General features: G+C 71.7%; 27 protein-coding genes. 14 read left to right on the top strand and 13 right to left on the bottom strand.

The genetic code is table 11. The features are described from left to right. Nucleotides 1-39 precede the first annotated feature (39 nt). The 7 genes from OH804_RS30700 (at nt 40) to OH804_RS30670 (ending at nt 7,297) form a co-directional block, all read left to right on the top strand. A complete protein-coding gene (locus OH804_RS30700; protein WP_196919949.1) occupies nt 40-1,344 on the top strand; it encodes an ABC transporter substrate-binding protein in 1,305 nt (434 codons plus the stop codon). Nucleotides 1,345-1,414: 70 nt separating this feature from the next. After that, nucleotides 1,415-2,413, top strand: a complete 999-nt coding sequence (locus OH804_RS30695) for a carbohydrate ABC transporter permease (RefSeq protein ID WP_196919950.1) — start codon at nt 1,415-1,417, stop codon at nt 2,411-2,413. Next, on the top strand, nt 2,410-3,243 hold the full coding sequence (locus OH804_RS30690; RefSeq protein WP_406061117.1) for a carbohydrate ABC transporter permease: 834 nt from the start codon (nt 2,410-2,412) through the stop codon (nt 3,241-3,243). Before OH804_RS30695 ends, OH804_RS30690 begins: the two co-directional genes overlap by 4 nt. Nucleotides 3,244-3,293: 50 nt before the next feature. Then, on the top strand, nt 3,294-4,688 hold the full coding sequence (locus tag OH804_RS30685) for a GH1 family beta-glucosidase (protein WP_406066738.1): 1,395 nt from the start codon (nt 3,294-3,296) through the stop codon (nt 4,686-4,688). Nucleotides 4,689-4,707: 19 nt separating this feature from the next. Further along, nucleotides 4,708-5,715, top strand: a complete 1,008-nt coding sequence (locus tag OH804_RS30680) for a LacI family DNA-binding transcriptional regulator (RefSeq protein ID WP_406061115.1) — start codon at nt 4,708-4,710, stop codon at nt 5,713-5,715. Between the two features lie 270 nt (nt 5,716-5,985). Then, the gene (locus OH804_RS30675; RefSeq protein WP_196919953.1) at nt 5,986-6,399 is read left to right on the top strand and encodes a RidA family protein; all 414 of its coding nucleotides are present in this window, start codon (nt 5,986-5,988) and stop codon (nt 6,397-6,399) included. Nucleotide 6,400: 1 nt separating this feature from the next. Beyond that, nucleotides 6,401-7,297: a GNAT family N-acetyltransferase gene (locus OH804_RS30670; RefSeq protein WP_406061112.1), complete on the top strand. Its 897-nt coding sequence runs from the start codon at nt 6,401-6,403 to the stop codon at nt 7,295-7,297. A 205-nt stretch (nt 7,298-7,502) separates the two neighbouring features. Here the strand turns inward: OH804_RS30670 and OH804_RS30665 are convergent, their stop codons facing one another. Together OH804_RS30665 and OH804_RS30660 are read right to left on the bottom strand one after the other, a co-directional pair. Continuing rightward, nucleotides 7,503-8,018, bottom strand: a complete 516-nt coding sequence (locus OH804_RS30665) for an O-acetyl-ADP-ribose deacetylase (protein WP_406061110.1) — start codon at nt 8,016-8,018, stop codon at nt 7,503-7,505. Between the two features lies 1 nt (nt 8,019). Continuing rightward, the gene (locus tag OH804_RS30660; RefSeq protein WP_406061108.1) at nt 8,020-8,811 is read right to left on the bottom strand and encodes an EI24 domain-containing protein; all 792 of its coding nucleotides are present in this window, start codon (nt 8,809-8,811) and stop codon (nt 8,020-8,022) included. Nucleotides 8,812-9,011: 200 nt separating this feature from the next. On the opposite strand from OH804_RS30660, the gene OH804_RS30655 reads away from it, so the two are divergent. From OH804_RS30655 to OH804_RS30635, 5 genes are read left to right on the top strand one after another with little or no spacing between them, the layout of a single operon-like run. After that, nucleotides 9,012-9,920 (top strand): ABC transporter ATP-binding protein, encoded by a 909-nt coding sequence (locus OH804_RS30655; RefSeq protein ID WP_196919957.1) that lies wholly within the window; start codon nt 9,012-9,014, stop codon nt 9,918-9,920. Nucleotides 9,921-9,932: 12 nt separating this feature from the next. After that, the gene (locus tag OH804_RS30650) at nt 9,933-10,667 is read left to right on the top strand and encodes an ABC transporter permease (RefSeq protein WP_406061105.1); all 735 of its coding nucleotides are present in this window, start codon (nt 9,933-9,935) and stop codon (nt 10,665-10,667) included. Between the two features lie 11 nt (nt 10,668-10,678). Then, nucleotides 10,679-11,947: a sensor histidine kinase gene (locus OH804_RS30645; protein WP_406061103.1), complete on the top strand. Its 1,269-nt coding sequence runs from the start codon at nt 10,679-10,681 to the stop codon at nt 11,945-11,947. Then, nucleotides 11,944-12,585 (top strand): response regulator, encoded by a 642-nt coding sequence (locus OH804_RS30640; RefSeq protein ID WP_406061101.1) that lies wholly within the window; start codon nt 11,944-11,946, stop codon nt 12,583-12,585. Before OH804_RS30645 ends, OH804_RS30640 begins: the two co-directional genes overlap by 4 nt. 23 nt (nt 12,586-12,608) lie before the next feature. Continuing rightward, nucleotides 12,609-13,577 (top strand): helix-turn-helix transcriptional regulator, encoded by a 969-nt coding sequence (locus OH804_RS30635; protein ID WP_406061099.1) that lies wholly within the window; start codon nt 12,609-12,611, stop codon nt 13,575-13,577. Here OH804_RS30635 and OH804_RS30630 read toward each other — a convergent pair. From OH804_RS30630 to OH804_RS30605, 6 genes are all read right to left on the bottom strand, one after another. Next, nucleotides 13,568-14,482 (bottom strand): SDR family oxidoreductase, encoded by a 915-nt coding sequence (locus OH804_RS30630; protein ID WP_406061097.1) that lies wholly within the window; start codon nt 14,480-14,482, stop codon nt 13,568-13,570. The genes OH804_RS30635 and OH804_RS30630 overlap by 10 nt on opposite strands. A gap of 55 nt (nt 14,483-14,537) precedes the next feature. After that, nucleotides 14,538-15,275 (bottom strand): alanyl-tRNA editing protein, encoded by a 738-nt coding sequence (locus tag OH804_RS30625; protein ID WP_406061095.1) that lies wholly within the window; start codon nt 15,273-15,275, stop codon nt 14,538-14,540. Between the two features lie 11 nt (nt 15,276-15,286). Continuing rightward, on the bottom strand, nt 15,287-16,174 hold the full coding sequence (locus OH804_RS30620; protein WP_196919963.1) for an alpha/beta fold hydrolase: 888 nt from the start codon (nt 16,172-16,174) through the stop codon (nt 15,287-15,289). Then, the gene (locus tag OH804_RS30615) at nt 16,171-16,485 is read right to left on the bottom strand and encodes a DUF2516 family protein (RefSeq protein WP_030327754.1); all 315 of its coding nucleotides are present in this window, start codon (nt 16,483-16,485) and stop codon (nt 16,171-16,173) included. Before OH804_RS30615 ends, OH804_RS30620 begins: the two co-directional genes overlap by 4 nt. A gap of 72 nt (nt 16,486-16,557) precedes the next feature. Continuing rightward, on the bottom strand, nt 16,558-17,196 hold the full coding sequence (locus OH804_RS30610) for a hypothetical protein (protein ID WP_406061093.1): 639 nt from the start codon (nt 17,194-17,196) through the stop codon (nt 16,558-16,560). Further along, nucleotides 17,193-17,780, bottom strand: coding sequence for a helix-turn-helix transcriptional regulator (locus tag OH804_RS30605; RefSeq protein WP_196919965.1), 588 nt, complete (start codon nt 17,778-17,780; stop codon nt 17,193-17,195). Before OH804_RS30605 ends, OH804_RS30610 begins: the two co-directional genes overlap by 4 nt. 112 nt (nt 17,781-17,892) lie before the next feature. Here OH804_RS30605 and OH804_RS30600 point away from each other — a divergent pair, with 112 nt between their 5' ends. Further along, nucleotides 17,893-18,690, top strand: a complete 798-nt coding sequence (locus tag OH804_RS30600) for an alpha/beta fold hydrolase (RefSeq protein ID WP_196919966.1) — start codon at nt 17,893-17,895, stop codon at nt 18,688-18,690. Between the two features lie 7 nt (nt 18,691-18,697). Here OH804_RS30600 and OH804_RS30595 read toward each other — a convergent pair whose 3' ends face one another. The 4 genes from OH804_RS30595 to OH804_RS30580 all read right to left on the bottom strand — a co-directional run bounded on the left by OH804_RS30595 (nt 18,698) and on the right by OH804_RS30580 (nt 22,140). After that, nucleotides 18,698-19,657 (bottom strand): asparaginase, encoded by a 960-nt coding sequence (locus tag OH804_RS30595; protein ID WP_406061090.1) that lies wholly within the window; start codon nt 19,655-19,657, stop codon nt 18,698-18,700. 94 nt (nt 19,658-19,751) lie between these two features. Beyond that, nucleotides 19,752-20,579 (bottom strand): 3-keto-5-aminohexanoate cleavage protein, encoded by an 828-nt coding sequence (locus OH804_RS30590; protein ID WP_210782456.1) that lies wholly within the window; start codon nt 20,577-20,579, stop codon nt 19,752-19,754. Nucleotides 20,580-20,602: 23 nt separating this feature from the next. Continuing rightward, complete coding sequence (locus tag OH804_RS30585; RefSeq protein WP_196919969.1) at nt 20,603-21,715, bottom strand: folate-binding protein YgfZ; 1,113 nt, start codon at nt 21,713-21,715, stop codon at nt 20,603-20,605. Further along, nucleotides 21,712-22,140, bottom strand: coding sequence for a Fur family transcriptional regulator (locus OH804_RS30580; RefSeq protein WP_124820328.1), 429 nt, complete (start codon nt 22,138-22,140; stop codon nt 21,712-21,714). Before OH804_RS30580 ends, OH804_RS30585 begins: the two co-directional genes overlap by 4 nt. Nucleotides 22,141-22,209: 69 nt before the next feature. Between OH804_RS30580 and OH804_RS30575 the strand changes: the two genes are divergently transcribed. Then, the gene (locus OH804_RS30575; protein ID WP_406061087.1) at nt 22,210-23,088 is read left to right on the top strand and encodes an aminotransferase class IV; all 879 of its coding nucleotides are present in this window, start codon (nt 22,210-22,212) and stop codon (nt 23,086-23,088) included. A 17-nt stretch (nt 23,089-23,105) separates the two neighbouring features. Here OH804_RS30575 and OH804_RS30570 read toward each other — a convergent pair whose 3' ends face one another. After that, on the bottom strand, nt 23,106-23,696 hold the full coding sequence (locus OH804_RS30570) for an FABP family protein (protein WP_196924664.1): 591 nt from the start codon (nt 23,694-23,696) through the stop codon (nt 23,106-23,108). Nucleotides 23,697-23,749: the final 53 nt, after the last annotated feature.

The raw sequence follows: 23,749 nt of genomic DNA, 5'->3' as shown, positions 1-23,749 counted from the left end.
TTCGCCATCACCCACCCGCCTTGAGAGAGGTCGATAACCATGGCTGTCTTCCCGCGCCGCCGCCTCGCCGCGGTGGCCCTCGCCGCCGCCACAGCCCTGCTCGTCACCGCTGGCTGCGGTGGCGGCGACGAGCCGGGCGACGGAAAGATCACCCTGACCGTCGACGTCTTCGGCCAGTTCGGCTACGAGCAGCTCTACCAGGAGTACATGGCCGCGAACCCCGACGTGAAGATCGTCGAGCGCGGCACCGGCACCAACCTCGACGAGTACTCGCCGAAGCTGACCCAGTGGCTCGCCGCCGGCCGAGGCGCCGGCGACGTCGTGGCCATCGAGGAGGGCCTGCTGGTCGAGTACAAGGCCAATCCGGCGAACTTCGTCAACCTGCTGGACCACGGCGCCGCCGACCTCAAGGGCAACTTCCTGGAGTGGAAGTGGAACGCCGGCCTGACCGCCGACGGCAAGCAGCTCATCGGCCTCGGCACCGACGTCGGCGGCATCGCCATCTGCTACCGCAAGGACCTCTTCGAGAAGGCCGGCCTGCCCACCGAGCGGGACGCGGTTTCCAAGCTCTGGCCCACCTGGCCGGACTACATCACCACCGGCGAGCGGTTCACCGCGGCGAAGACCGGCGCGTCCTTCCTCGACGGGGCGACAAACACCTTCAACACCATCCTGCTGCAGACCGCCGGCAACACGACCGGCTACAGCTACTACGACACCAGCGGCAACCTCGTCGTCGACAGCAACCCATCGGTACGGCAGGCGTGGGACACCACAATGGACATCATCGACTCGGGCCTCTCCGGAAAGTACGGTTCCTGGTCGGAGGAGTGGGTCTCCGCCTTCAAGCAGTCGAAGTTCGCCACCATCGCCTGCCCCGCCTGGATGACCGGTGTCATCGAGGCCAACGCCGGCACCGACGCCCAGGGCAAGTGGGACATCGCCCGGGTGCCCGGCAACGGCGGTAACTGGGGCGGCTCGCACCTCGCCGTGCCCAAGCAGAGCAAGCACCAGGCCGAGGCGATCGAGCTGGCCAAGTTCCTGACCAGCGCCAAGGGGCAGATCGGGGCGTTCAAGGCCAAGGGTCCGCTGCCCTCGTCCCCGCAGGCGCTCGACGACCCGGCGATCACCGGCGCCACCAACGCGTACTTCTCGGGGGCACCGGTCGGCGCCATCTTCGGCACCGGCGCGAAGAGCCTGAAGCCGGTCTACATGGGCCCGAAGAACCAGGCCGTACGGACCGAGGTGGAGAACGCCGTACGGACCGTGGAGCTGGGTCAGCGCAACCCCGCGCAGGGCTGGACCGACGCGGTGAACAACGCGAAGAAGGCCGCCGCCAAGTAGCCCGAGCGAGCGTGCGGGCGGGCCTCGGAGCAGAGGTCCCGCCCGCCGCTACGGAAAGGAGTCCTCGGGCATGACCGTCCAGCTCGACGCCCGTCCACCGGCCACACCGGCAACCGGTAACCCCCGCCAATCCTCGGGTCGGCTCAGTCGGTTCGACACCCGCTTCTCGCCGTACCTCTACATCGCCCCGTTCTTCCTGATCTTCGGCGTCTTCGGGGCGTACCCGCTGGCGTACACCTTCTGGGTGTCGCTGCACGACTGGGACCTGCTCGGCGCCGACCACCCCTTCGTCGGCGCGGAGAACTACACCCGGCTGCTCGCCGACACCGACTTCTGGCACGCGCTGGTCAACACGCTGGGCATCTTCGTGATCTCCACGGTGCCGCAACTGCTCGCCGCGCTCTGGCTGGCCAACCTCCTGAACCGAGGGCTGCGGGCCCGCACCGGTTGGCGGATGGCGGTGCTCGTCCCGAACGTCACCTCAACGGCCGCCGTGGCGATCGTGTTCGGGGTGCTCTTCGGGCGCGAGTTCGGCATGATCAACTGGCTGCTCGACCTGGTCGGGCTGGACGCGATCGAGTGGAAATCCAACCGGCTGGCGTCCTGGGTGGCCATCTCCGCCATGGTCGACTGGCGGTGGACCGGCTACAACGCGCTGATCCTGCTGGCCGCGATGCAGGCCATCCCCCGCGACCTGTACGAGGCGGCGGCAATCGACGGCGCCAGCCGGGTCCGACAGTTCTGGTCGGTCACCGTGCCGCTGCTCAAGCCGACGATCATCTTCTGCACCATCATCGCCACCATCGGCGGCCTGCAACTCTTCACCGAGCCCCGGATGTTCCACTCCGGCACCAACCCGATCCGCGGCGGACCACTGCGCGAGTCGCAGACCCTGACCATGTACATGTTCGAGAACGCCTTCGCCCCGCACTACAACTTCGGGTACGGCTCGGCCGTGGCCTGGCTGCTCTTCGCGCTCATCGCGATCGTCGCGGCGGTCAACGTGCTGATCCTGCGTCGACTCGGCGGCGGAGCGCGCCCCAACGCCCGGAAAGGAACCACCCGATGAGCCGGCTCTGGCGGGCCAGCCCGCTCACCTACCTCGCCCTGGTCGTCGCCGGCGGCCTGTCGGTCTTCCCGATCTGGTGGATGTTCGTCGTCGCCAGCCGCAGCAACGACGCGATGGGCCAACTGCCACCCCCGGTCACCCCCGGCGGCAACCTGGGCGCGAACATCGCCCGCCTGTTCGACAACACCGACGCGTACTTCCTGACCGGCCTGGTCAACTCGGCGGTCGTCGCGACCACTGTGACCGTCTCCGTGGTGTTCTTCTCCAGCCTGGCCGGGTTCGCCTTCGCCAAGCTCAGGTTCCGTGGCCGCAACGCCATGCTGCTGGTGATCATCGCGACCATGATGGTGCCGACGCAGCTCGGCGTGATCCCGCTCTACCTGCTCATGACCAAGCTGCACTGGAACGACCGGCTGCCCGCGGTCATCGTCCCGGTGCTGGTCACCGGGTTCGGGGTGTTCATGATGCGGCAGTACGCCGGCCAGGCCATCAGCGACGAACTGATCGAGGCCGCCCGGATGGACGGCTGTGGCACCGCCCGGATCTGGTGGCACGTCGTCCTGCCCGCCCTGCGCCCCGCCGCCGCCGTCCTCGGTCTGCTCACCTTCATGACCACCTGGAACGACTTCCTCTGGCCGTACGCTGTATTGAACGATCCGGCGAATCCGACAGTGCAACTCTCCCTACGAGCACTGTCGGACGGGTATTACCAGGACATGTCGCAGGTGTTCACCGGAACGGCCATCGCGACGCTGCCCCTGCTACTGGTCTTCGTGTTGTTCGGCCGGCAGATCATCGGCGGGATCATGGAAGGTGCGGTCAAGGCGTGAGCGAGCGAAGCGAGCGAACCAGCAGGCACAGCAACGAGGCGTCGACGACGCTGCGAAGCGGTGGCGTCGACGAACTCCGGTTTCCCGAGCACTTTCTCTGGGGGGCGGCCACCGCCGCGTACCAGATCGAGGGTGCGGCCCGCGACGACGGTCGTGGTCCGTCCATCTGGGACACCTTCAGCCGCACGCCGGGCAAGGTGTACCAGGGCCACACCGGCGACGTCGCCTGCGACCACTACCACCGGTACGCCGACGACGTGGCGCTGATGGCCGAGCTGGGCCTGCGGGCGTACCGGTTCTCGGTCGCCTGGCCGCGGATCCAGCCCGACGGCACCGGCCCTGCCAACCCGCGTGGGCTGGACTTCTACGACCGGCTCACCGACGCGCTGCTCGATCGGGGAATCGACCCGATCGTCACGCTCTACCACTGGGACCTGCCGCAGTCCCTCGGCGACCGGGGTGGCTGGACCAACCGGGACACCGCCGAGCACTTCGCCACCTACGCCACAGCTGTGTACGCCCGCCTCGGCGACCGCATCGACGTGTGGACCACGCTCAACGAGCCGTGGTGCTCGGCGTACCTCGGTTACGCGAACGGCCTGCACGCGCCGGGCGAACAGGACCCGGCGGCGGCCTTCACCGCCGTACACCATCTGCTGTTGGGGCACGGCCTGGCGGCGCGGGCGCTGCGGGCGGCCGGCGCGCGCAGCGTGGGCGTCACCGTCAACCCGGCCGACGTACGCCCGGCCGACCCGGAGAGCGCGGCCGACGCCGCAGCGGTCCGCCTTGTCGACGGCCTGCACAACCGGATCTTCCTCGACCCGCTGCTGGCCGGCGGCTACCCGGACGACGTCCGGGAGCACGTGGCCCGGATCGTCGAGCCGACGTTCATCCGCGACGGCGACGAGAAGCTGATCGCCGCCCCGATCGACCTGCTCGGCATCAACTACTACGCCCCGAGTTACGTGGCCGGTCGGCCCGACGGCGCCGGCAACGGCGCGTATCCGGGCACCGAGGGCGCTGTGCACTTCCTGCCGCCGGCCGGGCCGCTCACCGACATGGGTTGGATGATCGAACCGGCCGGGCTCACCCGGTTGCTGGAGCGAATCGCCACCGACTACCCCGGGGTGCCGCTGCTGATCACCGAGAACGGTGGGGCGTTCCCCGACAAGCCGGGCGCCGACTCGCCCGACGGTCCGGCGCAGGTGATCGACGCCGATCGCATCGCCTACCTCGACGGGCACCTCCGCGCCGCGCACGAGGCGATCTCCCGGGGCGTGGACCTGCGCGGTTATCTCGTATGGTCATTCCTGGACAACTTCGAGTGGGCGGAGGGTTACCGCAAGCGGTTCGGGATCGTGCACGTCGACTACCTGACCCAGCGGCGCACACCGAAGGCCAGCGCCCGGTGGTACCAGGAGGTGATCTCCCGGAACGGGCTGTGACGAGCGGGGGGAAGTCGCGATGACGACGGCGCAGCGGCCGACGCTCGAAGCGGTGGCAGCGCGGGCCGGTGTGTCCCGCGCCACCGTGTCCCGGGTGGTCAACGGCTCCACCACCGTCGCCGAACCGATCCGCGAGGCGGTCACCCGGGCAGTCGCCGAGCTGGGGTACGTCCCCAACCTGGCCGCCCGCAGCCTGGTCACCCAGCGCACCGACTCGATCGCCCTGGTCATGCCGGAGGCGGCCACCCGGGTCTTCTCCGACGACCAGGTCTTCCCCGGCATCATCCGAGGCGTCAGCCAGGAGTTGGAGGCCGCCGACAAGCAACTGGTGCTGATGCTCGCCGGCTCGCCGGCCGGGCACCACCGGGTCGAGCGGTACACCACCGGGCGGCACGTCGACGGCGTGCTCTTCGCCTCCCTGCACGGTGCCGATCCGCTGCCCGGCACCCTGGCCCGACTCGGCATCCCAGTGGTGGTCAGCGGTCGCCCACTCGGCGACGTGCCCGTCCCGTACGTCGACGTCGACCACGTGGCCGGGGTGACCGCGGCCGTCCGGCACATGATCGACAGCGGTCGTCGACGGATCGCGACCATCGCCGGGCCACAGGACATGGTCGCCGGGATCGAACGGCTCAGCGGCTACCGCAGCACCGTCGCCGACGCGGGGCTGCCCGAGCTGATCGCCATCGGTGACTTCACCCGGGAATCCGGGTCGGCGGCGATGCGCCGCCTGCTCACCGAGCATCCCGACCTGGACGGCGTCTTCGCCGCCTCCGACCTGATGGCGCACGCCGCCCTGCGGACGTTGCGCGAGGCTGGTCGGCGGGTGCCGGACGACGTGGCGGTGGTCGGCTTCGACGACATCGAAACCGCCGCCTACACCGAACCGCCGCTGACCACCGTCCGGCAACCGATCGTGGAACTCGGTCGCCGGATGACCCGCCAACTGCTCCGACTGGCCGCCGGGGAAACCATCGAGCAGGCGATCATGCTCCCCACCGAGCTGATCCGCCGCGCCTCTGCCTGACCGCGCCGCCGCGCGGTCCGCGCCGCCGCGCGGTCCGCGCCGAGCCCGGGCCCAGGCCCGGGCCCCGGCGCCGCCGCGCGGTCCGCGCCGAGCCCGGGCCCAGGCCCGGGCCCCGGCCCGCAAGATCCGCACAACTTCAGGGAAATAGTGGCCTCACGGCGCCCGGAGGCCCCTATAACCCTGAAGTTGCTGCCTGGTGCCCGGTCGCGCCTGCGGGGGCGTGTCGTTAATGCGTCGCTCGGGCGGGCGATCCTGGTTAGCCTCGCCGACATGCCGGATCCTGTCTCGCTGCTGCACGTCCCCGCCCTCTCCGACGCAGCCGAGTACGCGTACGCGGCCACCGTCGACGCACCTGCCCGGTTGGTGTTCACCGCCGGGGCGTGCCCGCTGGACACCGAGGGGCGCACTGTCGCGCCGGGTGATCACGCCGCGCAGGCCCGGCAGGTGATGACGAACCTGGCGACCGCCCTCGACGCGGCCGGGGCGCGGTTGACCGACGTCGTCAAGACCACTGTCTACGTGGCGTCGTCGCAGCAGGCTGACCTGGTGACCGTCTGGGAGGTGGTGCGGGACTTCTTCGGTGACCACGACCCGCCCAGCACCCTGCTCGGGGTGGCAGTGCTCGGCTACACCGACCAACTCGTCGAGGTCGAGGCCGTCGCCGCCGTACGGATGGGGGCCTGACATGCGCATTCGTGTGGCGCAGCCGGACGACGCCCCGGCCGTGGTGGCCCTGCGGGCGATGGTCTTTCCGTACCTGGTGCGCGGGGTCGAGTCGACCCGGAAGATGATCGCCGAGCCCCCGCCGGAGGAAGCCTGGACCGCCTTCGTGGCGGAGGTCGACCACCAGGTGGTCGGCTGGGTCTCCGCCGAACAAATCGGCACGACATCGGTGGCGAACGTCGGTGGGATCAACCTGCTGCACGTGCACCCCGAGCATCGGCGACGCGGCATCGGCACTGGGCTACTGGCGGCCGCGACCGACTACCTCCGCCCGCTGGGAGTCCGCCGGGTGCGTGCCACGGCACAACCGGAGGCGCTGCCGTTCGCCAGCCGGCACGGCTACGAGCCCAGCCGCGAGGTGCGCTACTCGGCGCTCGATCTGAACCCGGCACCCGTGCTACCCGATCCACCCCCGGGCGTACGGCTGCGCCCGATCGCCGACCTGGATCCGCACCTGCTGTACGCGGCAGACGTGGCCTCTGCCGCCGACGAGCCGGGCGACGTGCCGGTCGACAGCAAGAGCTACCAGAGTTGGCAGTACGACGTCTGGGACAACCTCGGCCTGGACAAGACAGCCAGCATCGCCGCCGTGGTCGACGGGGAGGTGGTCGCCTTCAGTCTGGTCAAGCGCGACGGGGACCGGATGTGGTCGGACTACACCGGCACCATCCCGGCATACCGAGGTCGAGGTTTGGCCCGACTGGCCAAGACAGCGGCGCTGCACCAGGCTGCCGCGAACGGCGTGCGCGTCGCGTACACCTCGAACGACGCGGCGAACGGGCCGATGCTCGCGGTCAACGCCCGACTGGGCTACCGACCGGTGGCATCCCAGTGGACCTGCCTGGCCGACCTGACCTGACCTGCCCGCGCCCGCCCGCTCCGATCTTGCAGTTCCTGTCGCCGAAATGCGCGGAATACCCCCTATGTCGCGACAGAAAGTGCAAGATCGCGAGAAGGGCGCGGCTCGACTTCGTCGATCATGGACTTGTGGTGCCCATTTTGTTACGGCAGGAGCACTTTGTCACCCAGCACAACTCCATGATCGACCCCTCAGCGCGGGTTGACTACGGATTCTCGAAGACCTGACGTGCGGTGGCATACGTGTCGGGGCCGAAGAGCACCAGGCGGGCTTCGGTGACGGTGGCCGGGGTGGCCCCGCGCAGCACCGCCAGCGCCTGACCGACAGCGTCGTCGACCGGCCAGCCGTAGATGCCGGCGGAGATCAGCGGGAAGGCCACGGTGCCAGCGCCCAGTTCGTCGGCCACCCGGAGGCTGTTGGCGTAGCAGTCGCGCAGCAGCGCCGACCGGTCCTCGGTGGCCGACCAGACCGGCCCGACGGTGTGGATCACCCAGCGGGCCGGCAGTTCCCCGGCCGTGGTCGCCACCGCCTGGCCGGTGGGCAGACCCCTGCCGTAGCGGGACGCCCGCAGCGCCCGGCACTCGGCCAGGATGGCCGGCCCTCCGCGCCGGTGGATGGCACCGTCGACCCCACCGCCGCCGAGCAGGGACGAGTTCGCGGCGTTCACGATGGCGTCCGCCCGCTGGGTGGTGATGTCCCCCTCGACCAGGGTGATCTCCATGTCAGCTCTCCTCTATCGACTGGCCCATCGAGCGGCGGGCCAGCAGCGTGGCACCGGCGACCGCGGCCGGCATGATCAGCACGGCGCCGAGCGGAATCAGGAAGCAGAGGAAGACGGCCACGCCGAAGCCGAGCGCGGTCGGCCGGTCGGCCTTCAGGATCGTCCGGCGCTGCGGCAGCCGCATCCCGCGGCGGTAGAACGGCGCGCCGACGAGCTCCACGGCGAGGAACCAGCCGCCCACGGCGGCCCCGATGACCGGGACGACCGTCTGGCCGACCACCGGAATGAAGCCGGCGAGGAAGAGCGGGATGCCGACCAGCGCCGTGAGCGCCACCAGGCGTACCGAGTCGGCGAGGCTGCGGCGCAGTGACGACCAGAAGGGCACGTCCACCGCGTCCGGCGTGCCGCCGTACCGCTGCTCGACCTGCTCCGAGATCTTCTCGTAGAACGGGTCGCCGATGACCAGAGTGACAGCGGTGAAGGTGAGCACGCCGAGCAGGCCGCCGACCCCCAGGAAGGCCAGCCCGGCGATCACCCGGACCAGGCTGCGGCCGGTGCTCGACCAGTCGTCGGCGAACGGGGTGACCAGCGCGGCGAGATCGTCCACGAAGTACACGAGCGTGGCGAGCGCGGCCAGGAAGAGTACGCCGGAGATCAGCGCCGGCACGATGCCGAGCAGCATCAGCCCCGGGCTGCGAACGTAGAGGCCCAGCCCGCGCAGGAGCAGCCCCGCCCCGGCGAGGAAGCGTCCGACGGCCCCGGTCACCGGGCTGGCGATTCTGCTGGCATCCACGATCGAGCAGCCTAACCAGCCGTGATCGGATCCGCCGGGCGGAGCGCTAGCAGCGGCTCGCCGCGTACGCATCAACCGGTTGACGGACGGCAGCGATCCACCGCGAACGCCGAGGTTCGTCGCTGACCGGTCGATTCGCCGCCGCGTCACCCCGACGACCCTTGAGGGGTACGAAGTCAGCGGCGGCGGAAGGCGACACGATGCCGGTCATCGAGGTGACCCACCTGAAGAAACGGTACGGCGACCTGGTGGCGGTGGACGACGTGTCGCTCACCGTGGAGGCCGGGGAGATCTTCGGCGTCCTCGGTCCGAACGGCGCCGGCAAGACCACCACTGTGGAGTGCGTCGCCGGGCTCCGCGTCCCCGACGGGGGCGGGGTGTCGGTCCTCGGGCTCGACCCCCGCCGGGACGCGGCCCAGCTACGCCAGCGGGTCGGGGTGCAACTCCAGGAGAGCCAACTGCCGGACCGGTTGCGGGTGGCCGAGGCGCTGGAGTTGTACGCCTCGTTCTACAGCGACCCCGCCGACCCGGCCGGGTTGATCGACAAGCTGGGTCTCGGCGAGAAGCGGAACACCGCGTACAAGAAGCTCTCCGGCGGTCAGAAGCAGCGGCTCTCCATCGCGCTGGCCCTGGTCGGCAACCCGGAGATCGCCATCCTCGACGAGCTGACCACCGGGCTGGACCCGCAGGCCCGCCGGGACACCTGGGGTCTGATCGAACAGGTCCGCGACAGCGGGGTGACGATCGTGCTGGTCACCCACTTCATGGAGGAGGCCGAGCGGCTCTGCGACCGGGTCGCGGTGATCGACCGGGGTCGGGTGGTCGCCCTGGACAGCCCGGCGGGCCTGGTGTCGACGGTGGCGCCGGAGCAGCGGATCCGGTTCCGGCCGTCGGCCCCGGTCGACGACCGGCTCCTCACCGACCTGCCCGAGGTGTCCGCCGTGCACCGCACCGGCAGCCAGGTGGTGGTGACCGGCACCGGTGAGTTGCTGCACGCGGTCACCTCGGTGCTCGCCCGTCACCAGATCGTCGCCGCGGACCTGCGGCTGGAGCAGTCCACCCTCGACGACGCCTTCGTCGAGCTGACCGGGCACCGGCCCGCCAACTGAGAGGGAGCCACCATGCACGCCTTCCGCCAGATCCTGAAGGTCGAGGCGCGGCTCTATCTGCGGGACCTGCCGACGCTGCTCGTCACCGTCGGGCTGCCCACACTGATCCTGGTGGTGCTCGGGCTGGTCCCCTCGCTCCGTAAGCCGGATCCGACATTCGACGGGCAGACCTTCGTCAGCTACTTCGCCCCGTCGCTGCTGGTGGTCACCCTCGCCATGGTCGGGGTGAACACCCTGCCCGCCGCGCTGGCCACCTACCGGGAACGCGGCGTGCTACGTCGGCTGGCGACCACCCCGGCGCATCCGGCGGCCCTGCTCGCCGCCCAACTGGTGCTGGCCCTGGCCGGGATCCTGGCCAGCGCACTGCTCCTCATCGTCGTCGCCCGGCTGGCGTTCGGGGTGCCGCTCCCCCGGCACCCGCTCGGCTTCACGCTGGCGTTCATCCTCGGCACTGCGGCGCTGCTGGCGCTCGGCCTGCTGGTCGCCGCCGTGGCCCGCACGACGAAGGCGGCACAGGCCCTGGCGGTGCCGCTGTTCCTGGTCACCATGTTCTTCGGCGGGGTCTACCTGCCCCGGTTCCTGCTCCCGGACGTCGTGGCGCGGATCGGCGACTACACGCCGCCCGGGGTGCAGGCGCTCCTCGACGCCTGGACCGGCACCCCGCCCCAGCCGCTGCACCTGGGGATAATGGCGGTGATCGCCGTGGCGGCCGGCGCCGGCGCGGCGAAACTGTTCCGCTGGGAGTGAGCGGAGATGCGATGACCTGCAACGGTGGGCACGACCGTCTGACCAGTTGGCGGGAGCGCGAGGCGACCCTCTACCGGGTGTTCCCCTTCGGCGGGCTGGCCCTGGGCACCCTGCTGGCCCTCGTCGCACCGGCACCCCACCATCTCGGCGCGCTGCCCACCCTCGCCGTCGCCGTGGCAGCCGGATGCTGGGTCGCCTGGTTCGTCACAGTGCACCCCAACTGGCAGAGCCGGCGTGGGCTGATGGCGGTCTACTACGCCGGGCTGCTCACGTTCGCCGCCGCACTGGTGGCCGCCAGTCCGTGGTACGGCTTCTTCGCCTGGATCGGCTACATCCACGCCTTTCCGGTGCTGCCCGGGCGCTGGCGGGTCGCCGGCGTGGTCACCACGGCCGCCCTGGTCGCCACGTCTCAGGGCGGAGGCCTGTCGGTGGTGGTGTCGCACTGGCCGCTCTGGCTGGTGCTGGTGCTGTTCAACCTGGTGGTGGCCGGCTCGGTGAGCTGGTTCGCGATGGTCGCCGAACAGGAGGACGCGAAACGCAAGCGGTTGGTGGCGGAACTCGGCGAGGCAAACCACCAACTCACCGAGACGGCCAGGGAGAACGCCGGGCTGCACGCCCAACTGCTCACCCAGGCCCGGGAGGCCGGCGTGCTGGACGAGCGGCAACGGATGGCGCGGGAGATCCACGACACCCTGGCGCAGGGGTTGACCGGCATCATCACCCAACTGGAGGCGGCCGAGCAGAGCCGCGACCGGTCCGCCGACTGGCGTCGGCACGTCGACAACGCGCTCGCGCTGGCCCGGGAGAGCCTCACCGAGGCCCGCCGCTCGGTACAGGCGGTCCGCCCGGAACCGTTGGAGACGGCCCGGCTACCCGACGCCCTCGTCGAGCTGGGCGGCCGCTGGTCGGCCCTCAACGGGGTACGGGCCGACGTGGCCACCACCGGCACGCCCCGCCCGTTGCACCCGGAGGTGGAGGTGACACTGCTGCGGGCCGCCCAGGAGGCGCTGTCCAACGTGGCCCGGCACGCCGCCGCGTCCCGGGTCGGGCTGACCCTGTCGTACATGGCGGACGTGGTCACGCTCGACGTCCGTGACGACGGCGCCGGCTTCGACGTCACCGACCGGCCGGTGCCCCGCGAGCCGGGTGGCGGGTACGGGTTGACCGCCATGCGGCAGCGGGTGACCCGGGTCGGTGGCGAGTTGGCAGTCGAGTCCGAGCCGGGCAGCGGCACCGCCATCTCGGCGTCCGTTCCCGCGCTACCCGGAGGTGCCTGTTGACCGCCCCGGTACGACTGCTGATCGTCGACGACCACCCGGTCGTGCGGGACGGTCTGCGGGGGATGTTCACCGGTGACCCCGATTTCGAGGTGGTGGGTGAGGCGGCGGACGGCTCGGAGGCGTTGGTCCTGGTCGCGACGCTGCGGCCGGACGTGGTGCTGATGGACCTACGGATGCCCGGGATGGACGGGGTGACCGCCATCGGCAGGCTGGCCCGCGCCGGCAGCGCCGCCCGGGTGCTGGTGCTCACCACCTACGACACGGACGCGGACGTGCTGCCGGCGATCGAGGCCGGTGCGACCGGTTACCTGCTCAAGGACACCCCTCGGGAGGATCTGGTTCGCGCGGTCCGGGCGGCGGCCCGGGGTGAGTCGGTGCTCGCGCCGAGCGTCGCCGGCCGGCTGATGGGCCGGCTGCGCGCTCCCGCCGAGGAGCCGCTCAGTCAACGGGAACTGGAGGTGCTCACCCTGGTGGCCCGGGGTGCCTCCAACCGGGAGGCGGCGAACCGCCTGTTCATCAGCGAGGCCACCGTCAAGACGCACCTGCTGCACGTGTACGCCAAGCTCGGGGTCAACGACCGGGCCGCGGCGGTGGCCACCGCGTACGACAGGGGGTTGCTGACGCCCGGCGGGCGGTGAACGGCACCGGGCAGGATGGGCGGATGCGCGCGTCCCGACTGATCTCGTTGCTGTTGCTGTTGCAGGCGCGCGGGTCGATGACCGCGAGCGAGCTGGCACGGGAGCTGGAGGTTTCCGAGCGGACCGTCTACCGGGACGTCCTGGCGCTCTCCGCGGCGGGCGTGCCGGTCTACGCCGACCGGGGACGGGCCGGCGGTTACCGCCTGCTCGGCGGGTACCGCACCCGACTGACCGGGCTGACCCGGGACGAGGCGGAGGCGCTCTTCCTCGCCGGGCTGCCCGGGCCGGCAGGCGAGATGGGGCTCGCCGACGCCGTCGCGTCCGCAGAGCTGAAGGTGCTCGCCGCGCTGCCACCCGCCCTGCGCGACGCGCCGGCCCGCGCCGGGCAGCGGTTCCACCTGGACGTACCGGGCTGGTTCCGGGAGACCGCGCCACCGCTCTGGCTGCCCGAACTGGCCCGGGCGGTCTGGGGCGACCGGGTGGTGGAGCTGCGCTACCGACGCGGCGACCGGGAGGTGACCCGCCGGGCCCAGCCGTACGGCCTGGTCCTCAAGAGCGGGGTCTGGTATCTGGTCGGCCGGGTCGGCGAGAACGTGCGCACCTACCGGGTGGACCGGGTCACCGCTGTCGAGGTGGGCGACGAGCACTTCGATCGCGACGAGGGCTTCGACCTGGCCGGGCACTGGCGCGAGCAGGCCGGGTCGTTCCTGCGGACCATGCTGCGGGCCGAGGTCGCCGTCCGGCTGAGCCCCGCCGGCCTGCGCCAGCTCCGGCACCTGGTCGATGCCCCCTTCGTGTACGACGAGCTGGTCGCCGCCGCGAGCCCGCCCGACGGGCAGGGCTGGGTGGTGGCGCGGCTGCCCGTCGAGTCGGTCCAGGTGGCGTACCACCAACTGTTGGGGCTCGGCCCCGAGGTCGAGGTCATCGACCCACCCGAGCTGCGGCAGTTGTTCGCGGAGAGCGCCGAGCGGCTCTCCGCGCTCTACCGGTAGCCGGTCACGTCCGCCGGCTTGCCGGCGTCGACCACCTCGGTGATGTAGCGGAAACCCTCGGGTTGGCTGCCGTCGAGGTCGGTGAAGCCGTACACCTTGGACAGCGTGCCGGCGTCGACGGATCTACCGCTCCAGCGCGCCTTCTCCTCGTCGGCGGCGAGCGCGGCCACCGCCCGGCCGACGAAGGCCGGGGTCTCCGAGATGAGGAAGTTCGGGTCGGTGGCGGCGCCGTCGCGCCAGTTTTCCTCTGTCACGCCGAAGTGCTCCAGCATCGCCTCGGAGCGGATCCAGCCGGGGGTGAGCGCCACGGCGGTGCAGCCGTGCGGCTTCAGCTCGTGCGCCTGGCTGAAGGCGAGCCGGTTGACCGAGACCTTGGCCAGGTCGTAGAAGACCGACAGCCGGTAGTTCTCGTCGTTGTACGCAGTGGTGCCGTCGCCCATCTCCACCACCAGCCCGCCGGGCTTGCGGATCAGCAGCGGCAGGGCGAAGTGGCTGGTGATGATGTGCGTGTCGACGGCCAGTCGCAGGGTACGGAAGCCGGCGTCGAGCGGCTGCTCCCAGACCGGCTTGTTCCAGGTGACCAGCGGGTCGCCGCCCCAGATGTCGTTCACCAGCACGTCGAGTTGGCCCTGCTCGGCGTCGATCCGGGCGACCAGGTCGCGGACCTGCTCGGGCACCAGGTGGTCGACCTGGACGGCGATGCCGGTGCCGCCGGCCGCGCTGACCAGCTCGGCGGTTTCCTCGATGGTTTCCGGTCGGTCCATCTCGGAGCGGCCGGCCCGGGTGCTGCGACCGGTGGCGTAGACAGTGGCACCGGCCGCGCCGAGCTGAACGGCGATCTGCCGCCCGGCCCCACGGGTGGCACCGGCGACGAGCGCGATCTTTCCGGTGAGCGGTTGCGTCATGCCTGCGACGTTGTCAGGAATACCTGACAACCGACGTCCGAATTCGTTACTCGATCTAATCGACCAGTCGGACCCGGACCCGGCGGTTGGCCCGACCCTTGCTCTCCACCTTGACCACCTGCACCTTGCCGATCTGGGCGGTGGAGGCGACGTGGGTGCCGCCGTCGGCCTGCACGTCCAGCCCGACGATGTCGACGATCCGGACCTCCTGCTCATCCGGCGGGATGAGGTTGGACTGGGTGCGGATGATGTCCGGCAGGGCCAGCGCCTCGGTGCGCGGCAGCACCCGGGTGGCGACCGAGCGGTCGGCGGCCACCTCGGCGTTGACCAGCTCCTCGATGCGGCTCTTGAAGTCCGGGGGCACCTCGGGGAGGTTGAAGTCCATCCGCGCCTCGCCCGGCTCCATGTTGCCGCCGGTGACGAGCGCGCCGAAGTCGCGGAACACCACACCGCAGAGCACGTGCAGCCCGGAGTGGGTACGCATCAGCCGGGTTCGGCGCTCGTCCTCCACAGCGCCGACGACAGCGGTGCCGACCGGCGGGAGCGGGTCACCCTCGGCGGGGATCAGGTACGGGTCGTCGCCCTTGCGGGTGCCGACGATCCGGGTCTGTACGCCCTGCCAGAGCAGTACGCCGTGGTCGGGTGGTTGACCACCGCCGCCCGGGTAGAACGCCGAACGGTCCAGCACGATGCCCTGCTCCGCGTCGGCGTGCAGGACCGTGGAGGTCCATTCGCGCACTGTCGGGTCGGCAAGATCCAGCCGGTGCGTCCGGCCATGCTGTGTGACGCCCATGACAGGGCAGGTTACTCGTTCAGGAAGCCGGAGATGCGGTCCCGCAGATCGGCGCGTTCCGACCAGAGCACCCCGGGCCGGTCGTACACGTGCAGGGTGGCCTGGGGTAGTGCGACGGCGAGCCGCTCGGCGACCTCGACCGGGTGCAGGTCGTCGCCCGCGCAACCGATCACCAGCGCCGGCGCGGTGACCGCCGTCAGGTCACCGATCTGGCGCAGCGGCGTCTGGTCGGTGAGCGTTGCCAGCCCGTCGGCCAGCCCGTCGCGGAGCAGCTGGTCGAGCCGTTGCCGCAGGTACGCCCAGCCAGCCGGAGTGTTGCGCACCGCCGGGGGCAACTCCAGCGTGACGATGTCGGCGACCTCCGAGGCCACCCCGCTCTCCACCGCCTCCAGCAGGTCGGTGACGCGTTCCCGGGCGGTCGGCCCGCGTGGCTCGTCGAGGACCGCGGGCAGGAAGAAGACCAGCTTGTCGAAACGCTCCGGGCTCTCCGTGAGGAGACGGCAGAGGGCGCCCGCGCCGAGGCTGGCGCCGAACGCCCGGCTGGCGCCGCCGAGGTCGGCGATCGCCCGCAGGTCCCGGGCAAGGTCCAGGTAGTCCCACGGCCCAGGCGGGGCTTCGGAACGGCCGTGCCCGCGGAACTGGAAGAACAGCTTGCGGCCGTTCACCCCACTGCCGAACGGGCGGGTGGTGGCGATGCCCTGGCCCAGGCCGTGCGCGAACACGGTCACCGGATCACCGGTGCCGGTGACCAGCCGCTCCAGCCGTACGCCGTGCGGGGTGGTGACCAGCTCGGTCTCCGGTTCCGGCAGCGCCGGCCGGCCGGTACGCGGCCCACCCGGCCCGGGCCCCCAGGTGCGGGGCCCACTGTCGGGTGGGGGCGGCCAGCGAAAACCTCTCACCAGAACCCTTTGCCGTCGCTCAGGTCGCGCAGACCGACCCGGACGTCGAGCAGGTAGATGAGCGCGGCGGCGATGCCGATCAGCCCGAAGAGGCTGATCGGACCGAAGCCGAGCAGGGTGAGCACGAGGCAGACCGCCAGGATGGCGATCCAGCCACCCTTGGGCAGCGTGCCGATGGCGGGGAAGGCGTCGGAGCGCTGCGTGACGGCGTGCACCAGCGCGACACCCTGGATGATCAGCGCGAAGACGAGCAGAATCAGCTCGATCACGTAGCGGACTTCGAACGCGAAGATCGGCGCGGCGTTGGCCATGCCGGCCAGTTTATGTCCACGACCCCGGCTACGTCCGACAAGGACGCCGCCGGGGTCGTCGACCCGACGTAGTTACTCGGCGGCCGGGCGGGTCCGCTTGGTGGCCCGGGGGAGCTTCGCCGACGGGGTCTCGACCGGCTTGGCAGCCTTCGGCGCACGGGCGACCTTCTTGACCGCGGCCGGCTTGGCCTCGGCGATCTCGGCCACGTCGGCCGGGGTCGGCACGTCGGCGGGGGCCGCGGCGGTGGGGGTGGTGGTGACAGCCGCGGTGGCGGCCGGCGTCACGGCCTCGGTGGCCTCGATGTCGGCATTGACCGTCTCAGCGGCCTCCAGCACGCCGGCACCGACGACCCGCTCGCCCCGGGCGACCAGCGCGCCGTACGCGGCGAACGCGCGCTCCTGGGCGACCTGGGCGCCCGCGACCACCAGGGCGGCGTTGCGGGTAGCGGCGGCGCGCAGCTTGTCGATGTCGGCCACCTCGCGCAGCTTCGCCAGGTCGGCGGTCTCGTTGGCGGTGCGCAGCGTCTCGGTTGCCTTCTGCTTCAGCTCGAAGCCGGTCAGCACGGCCCGACCACCCAGGTCGGCGACGACCCGGGTGCTGAGGACACCGACCACGGCCGGCAGCTTGCGCAGCTGCTCGATGGCCAGCTCACCGGCGCCGGCTGCGGCGTAGATCGGGGCGGGGATGCGGTTGGTCTTCGGCTCGCTCATGACGTCTCCTCTTCGGCCGCCTCGGCGGCCTTCTTCTTCTGGGGGATGCTGGTGCTGCCCGGGGCGGGGGCGGTGCCCGCCTCGGTGACGGCGACCGACTCGAGCACGGCCTCGGTCGGGGTGCCGCCCACTGTGGTGGGGCCGGTGGCAGCCACATTGGCCAGGTCGGCGGCCTGGCTGGCGGGCTGATCCGCTGGCTGGTCGGGCTGGGGGGCCTCGGCTTCGGCCTGGGCCTCGGCCAGCCGGGTGTTCTCCCGGCGGAACGTCTCGTAGATCTGACTGAGCGACTGCTTCTGCGCCATCGTCAGGTCGGCGTCCACGGCGATGGCGGCGAGCACCCCGTGGCCTTCCTTGTCGTCGAGCAGACCGGCGCGCAGGTACATCGCCGGCGTGGAGACCCGCAGCGCGCTCGCCAGTTGCTGGAGCACCTCGGCGCTGGGTTTGCGCAGGCCGCGCTCGATCTGGCTGAGGTACGGGTTGCTGACCCCCGCCTGCTCGGCGAGCTGCCGTAGCGAGATCTTGGCGTTGCGCCGCAGATCGCGGATGAACCCGCCGACGTCGGGAAGGTCCTTGGGTGTGGCCATGGCAGCGACGCTAACCGCCCGCGCTAGCTCCTGCAAGCAAAACGCTAACCATAGTTAGCAAGGTCTCAGCATCCCGTTTGCGCGCCGCTCGCCCGGTCCGTACGGTCCGTCCGTGCACAAGATCGCAGTCAATGGAGCAAGCATCGCGTACGACGAGGCCGGCACCGGTTCGCCAGTCGTCCTGCTGCACGCCGGAATCGCCGACCGGCGGATGTGGCGGGAGCAGGTGTCCGCGCTCGCCGCCCGACACCGGGTGATCGTCCCGGACCTGCGCGGCTACGGCGACTCGGAACTCCCGCCGGCCCCGTTCGCGCACCACGACGACGTGGCCGGGCTGCTGGACGCCCTCGACCTGCCCCGGGCCGCCCTGGTGGGCTGCTCCTTCGGTGGGGCGGTCGCCATCGACACCGCGCTGGCCCACCCCGACCGGGTGAGCGCGCTCGCGCTGTTCGACACGGCGGTCTCCGGCAACGAGTGGTCCGACGAGGCGAACGACCTCTGGGACGACCTGGTCGGCGAGGTCGACCCGGACGACTTCGCCGCCGGCGCGGCCGGTGAGGTGCGGTTCTGGGTGGTCGGCCCGGGACGCCAGCCGGAGGACGTCGACAGGGAGCTGCTCGCGTTCGCGCAGGAGATGGACCAGCGTGCCCTCGCCGCCGAGCTGGCGTTGGGCGCGGTCGAGGTGGGAGAGCTGACGCCGCCAGCGATCGGCCGTCTCGGCGAGCTGAAGATCCCCGTCCTGGTCACCGCCGGCGCCGCGGACGTGCCGGACATCAGTCGACTCGCCGACCGGATCGCCGCCGAGGTCCCCGGCGCGGTACGACTACCCGACGTGCCGGACGCCGCGCACCTGCTGCCGCTGGAGCGTCCGGAGCCGGTCAACGCCGCGTTGCTCGACTTCCTGAGGTAGAGCACAGTCACCAGAGCGGGCGGACCGCCCCCACCGGGACCCCGCCTCCGAAGAGCGGCACCTCGGCGTACTCGGTGAGCACCGGGGCGTCCACGCCGAGCCGACGCAGCGCGGAGACCAGCACCGGCATCCGAGCCCGGTCGGCGCCGTCGTCGATCTTCAGTGCGACGGCGCCGACGCCCGGCAGCGCCACGGCGATCACGCCCTCGGCACCGACCTTGGCCAGCAGCCCCGGCACCCCGCGCATCAGCCGGGTGTCGTCGGCCTGGGTGCCACCCACGATCTCCGGGTACGCCCGCATCGCGTCGGCCACCGTGCGCGGCACCGAGCCCGGCTCGGCGTCGACCAGCCGGAGGTACGCCCCGGCCAGGCCGGTCAGCGACACCGCGAGGACCGGGGCACCGCAACCGTCGACCCCCACCGCCGCCGCCTGCTCACCCGTGAACTCCTCGATGGTGGCCCGCAACCGCTGCTGTAGCGGGTGCTCCGGCCGCCAGTAGCCCTCCCGCGACCAACCGGCGGCCTCGCAGGTCAGCAGCATCCCGCTGTGCTTGCCGGAACAGTTCATCTGCACCCGGCTCGGGCCACCACCGGCGCGGAGCACCGCCTCCCGGGCCGCGGCGCCCACCGGCAGGTCGGGCGGGCAGTGCAGCGCCGACGCGTCCAGCCCGGCGAGCTCCAGCAGCGCACCGACCCGGGCCAGGTGGAACTCCTCGCCCGCGTGACTCGCCGAGACCAGCGCCACGTCGGCCGGGTCGGTCAGGGCCAGACCGGCGCGGATCATCCCGATCGCCTGCATCGGCTTGCTGGCCGAGCGGGGGAAGACCGGCGAGGTCACGTCCCCGGCGGACGCCACAGCGACACCGGCGGCGTCCAACACCACCACCGAGCCGCGGTGCACACCCTCCACGAACCCCGACCGGACCACCTCGGCGAGCGGCGCGCCGCCCTCGTACGTCTTCGTCACGCGCTGGACGGTACCGACGGTCCGGGGGTGCCCGGCGGCGGGGTGACCAGGAGGTCCACCGCCCGGGTGACAGGAGCGCGGGGCAGACCCGGCCTTACAGCCCGAGCAGCTCGCGGGCCTCGGTGGTGGTCAGCGGCGGGCGCTGAGCGAGCTGGGCGAAACCCACCGCGCGGGCGACCAGCTGCATGTTGGACTCCACCGGGCGGCCCTTCGCGTACGTCACGGTGTCCTCCATGCCGACCCGCAGGTGCCCGCCGGTCGACAGCGAGGCCAGCAGCACCGCGATGGTGCTCCGACCGACGCCGGTGGCCGAGAAGGTGGTGCCCTCGGGCAGGTCCCGCAGCATCCGGTGGGCCGCGACCAGGGTCTCGGTGGTGCCCGGCATACCGCCCGGCACGCCCATCACGAAGTCGACGTGTACGTGCCCGCCGGCCGGCAGGCCGTACTTGCCGAGCAACCGCTGCAACGCGGACAGATGGCCCAGGTCGAAGATCTCGTACTCCGGCACGATCCCGCGCTCCTGCATCCGGGTGTGCAGATCGACGATGAACTCCCAGCGGTTGAGGAAGACGTCGTCGCCGAAGTTGACAGTGCCCATGGTGCAGGAGGCCATGTCCGGACGGGCGTCGAGCACGGCCAGCCGGGCGGCCTCCGGGTCGGTCACCGCGCCGCCGGAGGAGAGCTGCACGATCAGGTCGGTGCTCTCCCGCAGCGCCGCCACCGTGTCGGCCAGCCGCACCGGGTCGAGCGTCGGCCGGGCCTCGTCGTCGCGGATGTGGACGTGGATCACGGCGGCGCCGAGCGCCTCACACTCCTTGGCGGTGAGCAGCAACTCGTCGAGGGTCACCGGCAGCGCCGGCACCTCCGCCTTGGCCGACTCAGCGCCGGTCGGGGCCACCGTGATCAACGTCCCTGTCGTCATGCCGGCGATCCTAGACGCCCCGCTCAGGACGGGTCGATCGCCGCCGCGGTCTCGCCGATCAGCAACGCCGCGTCGTCCGGGACGTTCCGCTTCAGCACCGCGAGGGCGACCTGACCCAACTCGTGGTGCAGCACGGCGGTGCCGACGAAGCCGACCGCCCGGCCGTCGAGGGTCACCGGCGTACCGGCCACCGGCGGCTGGTCGGTGGTCACCCCGTCCAGGTGCAGCAGTACGAGGCGACGCGGCGGCCGGCCCATGTTGTGCACCCGCGCCACCGTCTCCTGCCCCCGGTAGCAACCCTTGTCCAGGTGCACCGCCGGGGCGATCAGGTCGACCTCGGCCGGGATGGTCCGGTGGTCGGTGTCCACCCCGACCCGGGGCTGCCGGGCGGCCACCCGGATCGCCTCGTACGCCCAGAGCCCCGCGACCGGCACCCCGGCGCCACGCAACTCCGCCACCACCTGATCCATCGCCGACCGGGGCACCAGCAGGTCCACCCCGAGCGGACCACGTCGGGCCCAGCCGCCGATCGGCAGCGGCTTCACGTCGTACCGAGCGCCGGCCCGCTGTGGCACGGCACCGTGCGCGAACTTCGGACCCGGCACCGCGACCACGTCCGGTGCCGCCAGCCCGGTCACGCCGAGCGTCCCCAGCGCCTCCATGGCCGCCGGCCCGACCAGCGACAACAGCGCGCGCTCGGCCGTCGCGTCGCGTGGTTCGACCTTGCTGAAGAACCGCATCTTCTCCAGGTAGGTCAGCAGGCCCTCGGTCGCCCCCGGCTCGGTGTCCAGCCAGGCGGTCTCGCCGTCCTCGGCGACCATGGCGTGCTGCTCGACGTGGCCGTGCGGCGACAGCACCAGCAACTCGGTGCCCTCCCCCGCGGAGAGCGCAGTCAGGTGCTGTGAGGTGATCGTGTGCAGCCAGCCGGCCCGGTCCTCCCCGGGCACCGCGATGACCCCGCGATGCGACCGGTCCACCAGACCCACAGCGGTGTCGAGGGTGCGCTGCTCACGCAGCGGGTCGCCGTAGTGCGCGGCCACCCCCCGCACGCCGACCGCGACGTGCGCCGGATCCGGCTGGTCGCGGCTGGCCTCGTCGATGCTCTCGACGGCCACCGCACCCGCGATGTCGATCATTTCTCGTCCCCGTTCTCGCAGCGTGCGCAGACGCCGAAGAGTGACACGTGCCCGATGTCCACCCGGAACCCGCGCTGCGCGGCCAGCTGGTCGGCGAGGGGGCGGAGCAGCTCGGGATCGATCTCGTCGATCGCGCCGCACTCCCGGCAGACCAGGTGGACGTGTTGGTGTTCACCGGCGGCGTGATAGGTCGGTGAGCCGTGCGACAGGTGCGTGTGGGTGACCAGACCGAGCCGTTCCAGCAGCTCAAGCGTGCGGTAGATGGTGGTGATGTTGACGCCGGCGGCGACCTCCCGGACCGCGGTGTGCACCTGCTCCGGGGTGGCGTGGCCCAGATCGAGCACCGCCTGGAGGACGAGCTGCCGCTGGGCCGTCAGCCGCAGCCCACGGGCCCGCAGCATTTCCGCGAGGGAGGATTCGGACACCGTCCGATCATAGTTCGGCCACCAGGCTGTTCTCCGCACCGCGATCGATCACCGCTACGCTCGACGGTCATGGTGCTGTCGTCCGTCGGGAAGGTCGCGGCCGACCCGGCCGCGCGGATCGCCGTTCTGGGCCGCGGCCCGGTGCCGCCCGGCGACCCGGTGCTCCGCGGTGACGACCTCGGGGTACTGCACGGCGACGGGCTCTTCGAGACCATGCACCTGCGCGACGGCCAGCCGTGGCTGCGCGACGAACACCTGGCCCGCCTGGCCACGGCGGCCGCCGCCGTCGAGCTTCCCCTGCCCCCCACCGCCGCGCTGATCGACCTGCTGGACGAGGTACGAACAGGCTGGCCAGCGCCTGTGGAGGGCGCACTTCGGCTGGTCTGCACCCGAGGCCCGGAGGCCGGCGGCCCGCCCACTGTCTACGCCACGCTGGCCGAGGTGCCGGCGGCCTCCCGAGCCGCCCGTCGGGACGGCATCACTGTGGCCACCCTGCCGCTGGGGCTGCCCGCCGCCGCCCGCACCGGGCTGAGCTGGCTGCCGGCCGGCATCAAGTCCACGTCGTACGCGGTCAACAGCGCCGCCCGGCGCTGGGCCCGCCGGGCCGGCGTGGACGACGTGCTCTGGATCTCCTCAGACGGGTACGCGCTGGAAGGTCCCACCGCCAATGTGGTGTGGCTCACCGACGACACGCTCTGCACGGTGCCGGCCGCCAGCACCGGCATCCTCGCCGGCACCACAGCGGCCTGGCTGCTCGCCCACGCCACCGAACTGGGCCTGAGCGCCGCCGAGCGGATGGTCACCACCGCCGAGCTGCACGCGGCGGACGGCGTGTGGTTCACCTCGTCACTGCGCGGAGCCGCCGAGGTCCACAGCCTGGACGGGGTGCGTCGGGCAGGCTGCCCGCGCACCCCCGCCCTACAGGCAGTGCTGGGTTACCCCGTCTAACCAGCCGACCGTCGAGGTCAGCCGCCGACCCGGACGAGACGGGCCGACAGGTGCGGGCTGAGCCCGTGCCCCATGGCGGCCATCTCCTGGGCGTAGAGCAGCGCGCCCTCGACGATGCCGAACAGCCGGTGCCCGCCGGTGACCTCCTTGGCGGTCGGAGTCCGGATCACCGCGTCGGTGGCGAACTCGACCTGCGTGCCGGTGCGCTTGCCCAGGTGCAGCTCCATCACCCCGGTCGGGGTGGTCAGCAGCGCCTCCAACTCGTCGGTCGCCCGCCCGTCCACCAGCACCGGCCGCCACCAGCCGACCTCGCGACCGGCCGGACGGACCGGCTTGCTCTGCTCGTCGAGGATCCAGGCACGCGACTCGTAGTGCAGGAACGGTCGGCCATCGTGGCTGATCCGGATCTCCTGCGCGTAGTCGAAGTCGTCGATGGTGGGGAAGCCGCCCTTGCCCCGCCCGCGCCACAGGCCGATGTACGGCAGCAGGGCATCCAGCGCGGGGTGCAGCTTCGGCCCGACCCGCAGGTCGTGACTCTCCTCGAACGGGTACTCCTCGACCGGCGGCGCGTTCAGCCACGGCGGCTGCAGCGGGTTCTCGCTCATCAGCGTCACCCCGCCTCTTTCGTTCGCGACTGCGGGGCTCGCAGGCCCGGCTCACT

Origin of the sequence: Micromonospora sp. NBC_00860 (assembly GCF_045207375.1) — a bacterium.
Lineage (GTDB): Bacteria > Actinomycetota > Actinomycetes > Mycobacteriales > Micromonosporaceae > Micromonospora > Micromonospora vinacea.
The sequence above is the reverse complement of the archived record's forward strand: the minus strand, read 5'-3'. Positions and strand labels throughout refer to the sequence as shown.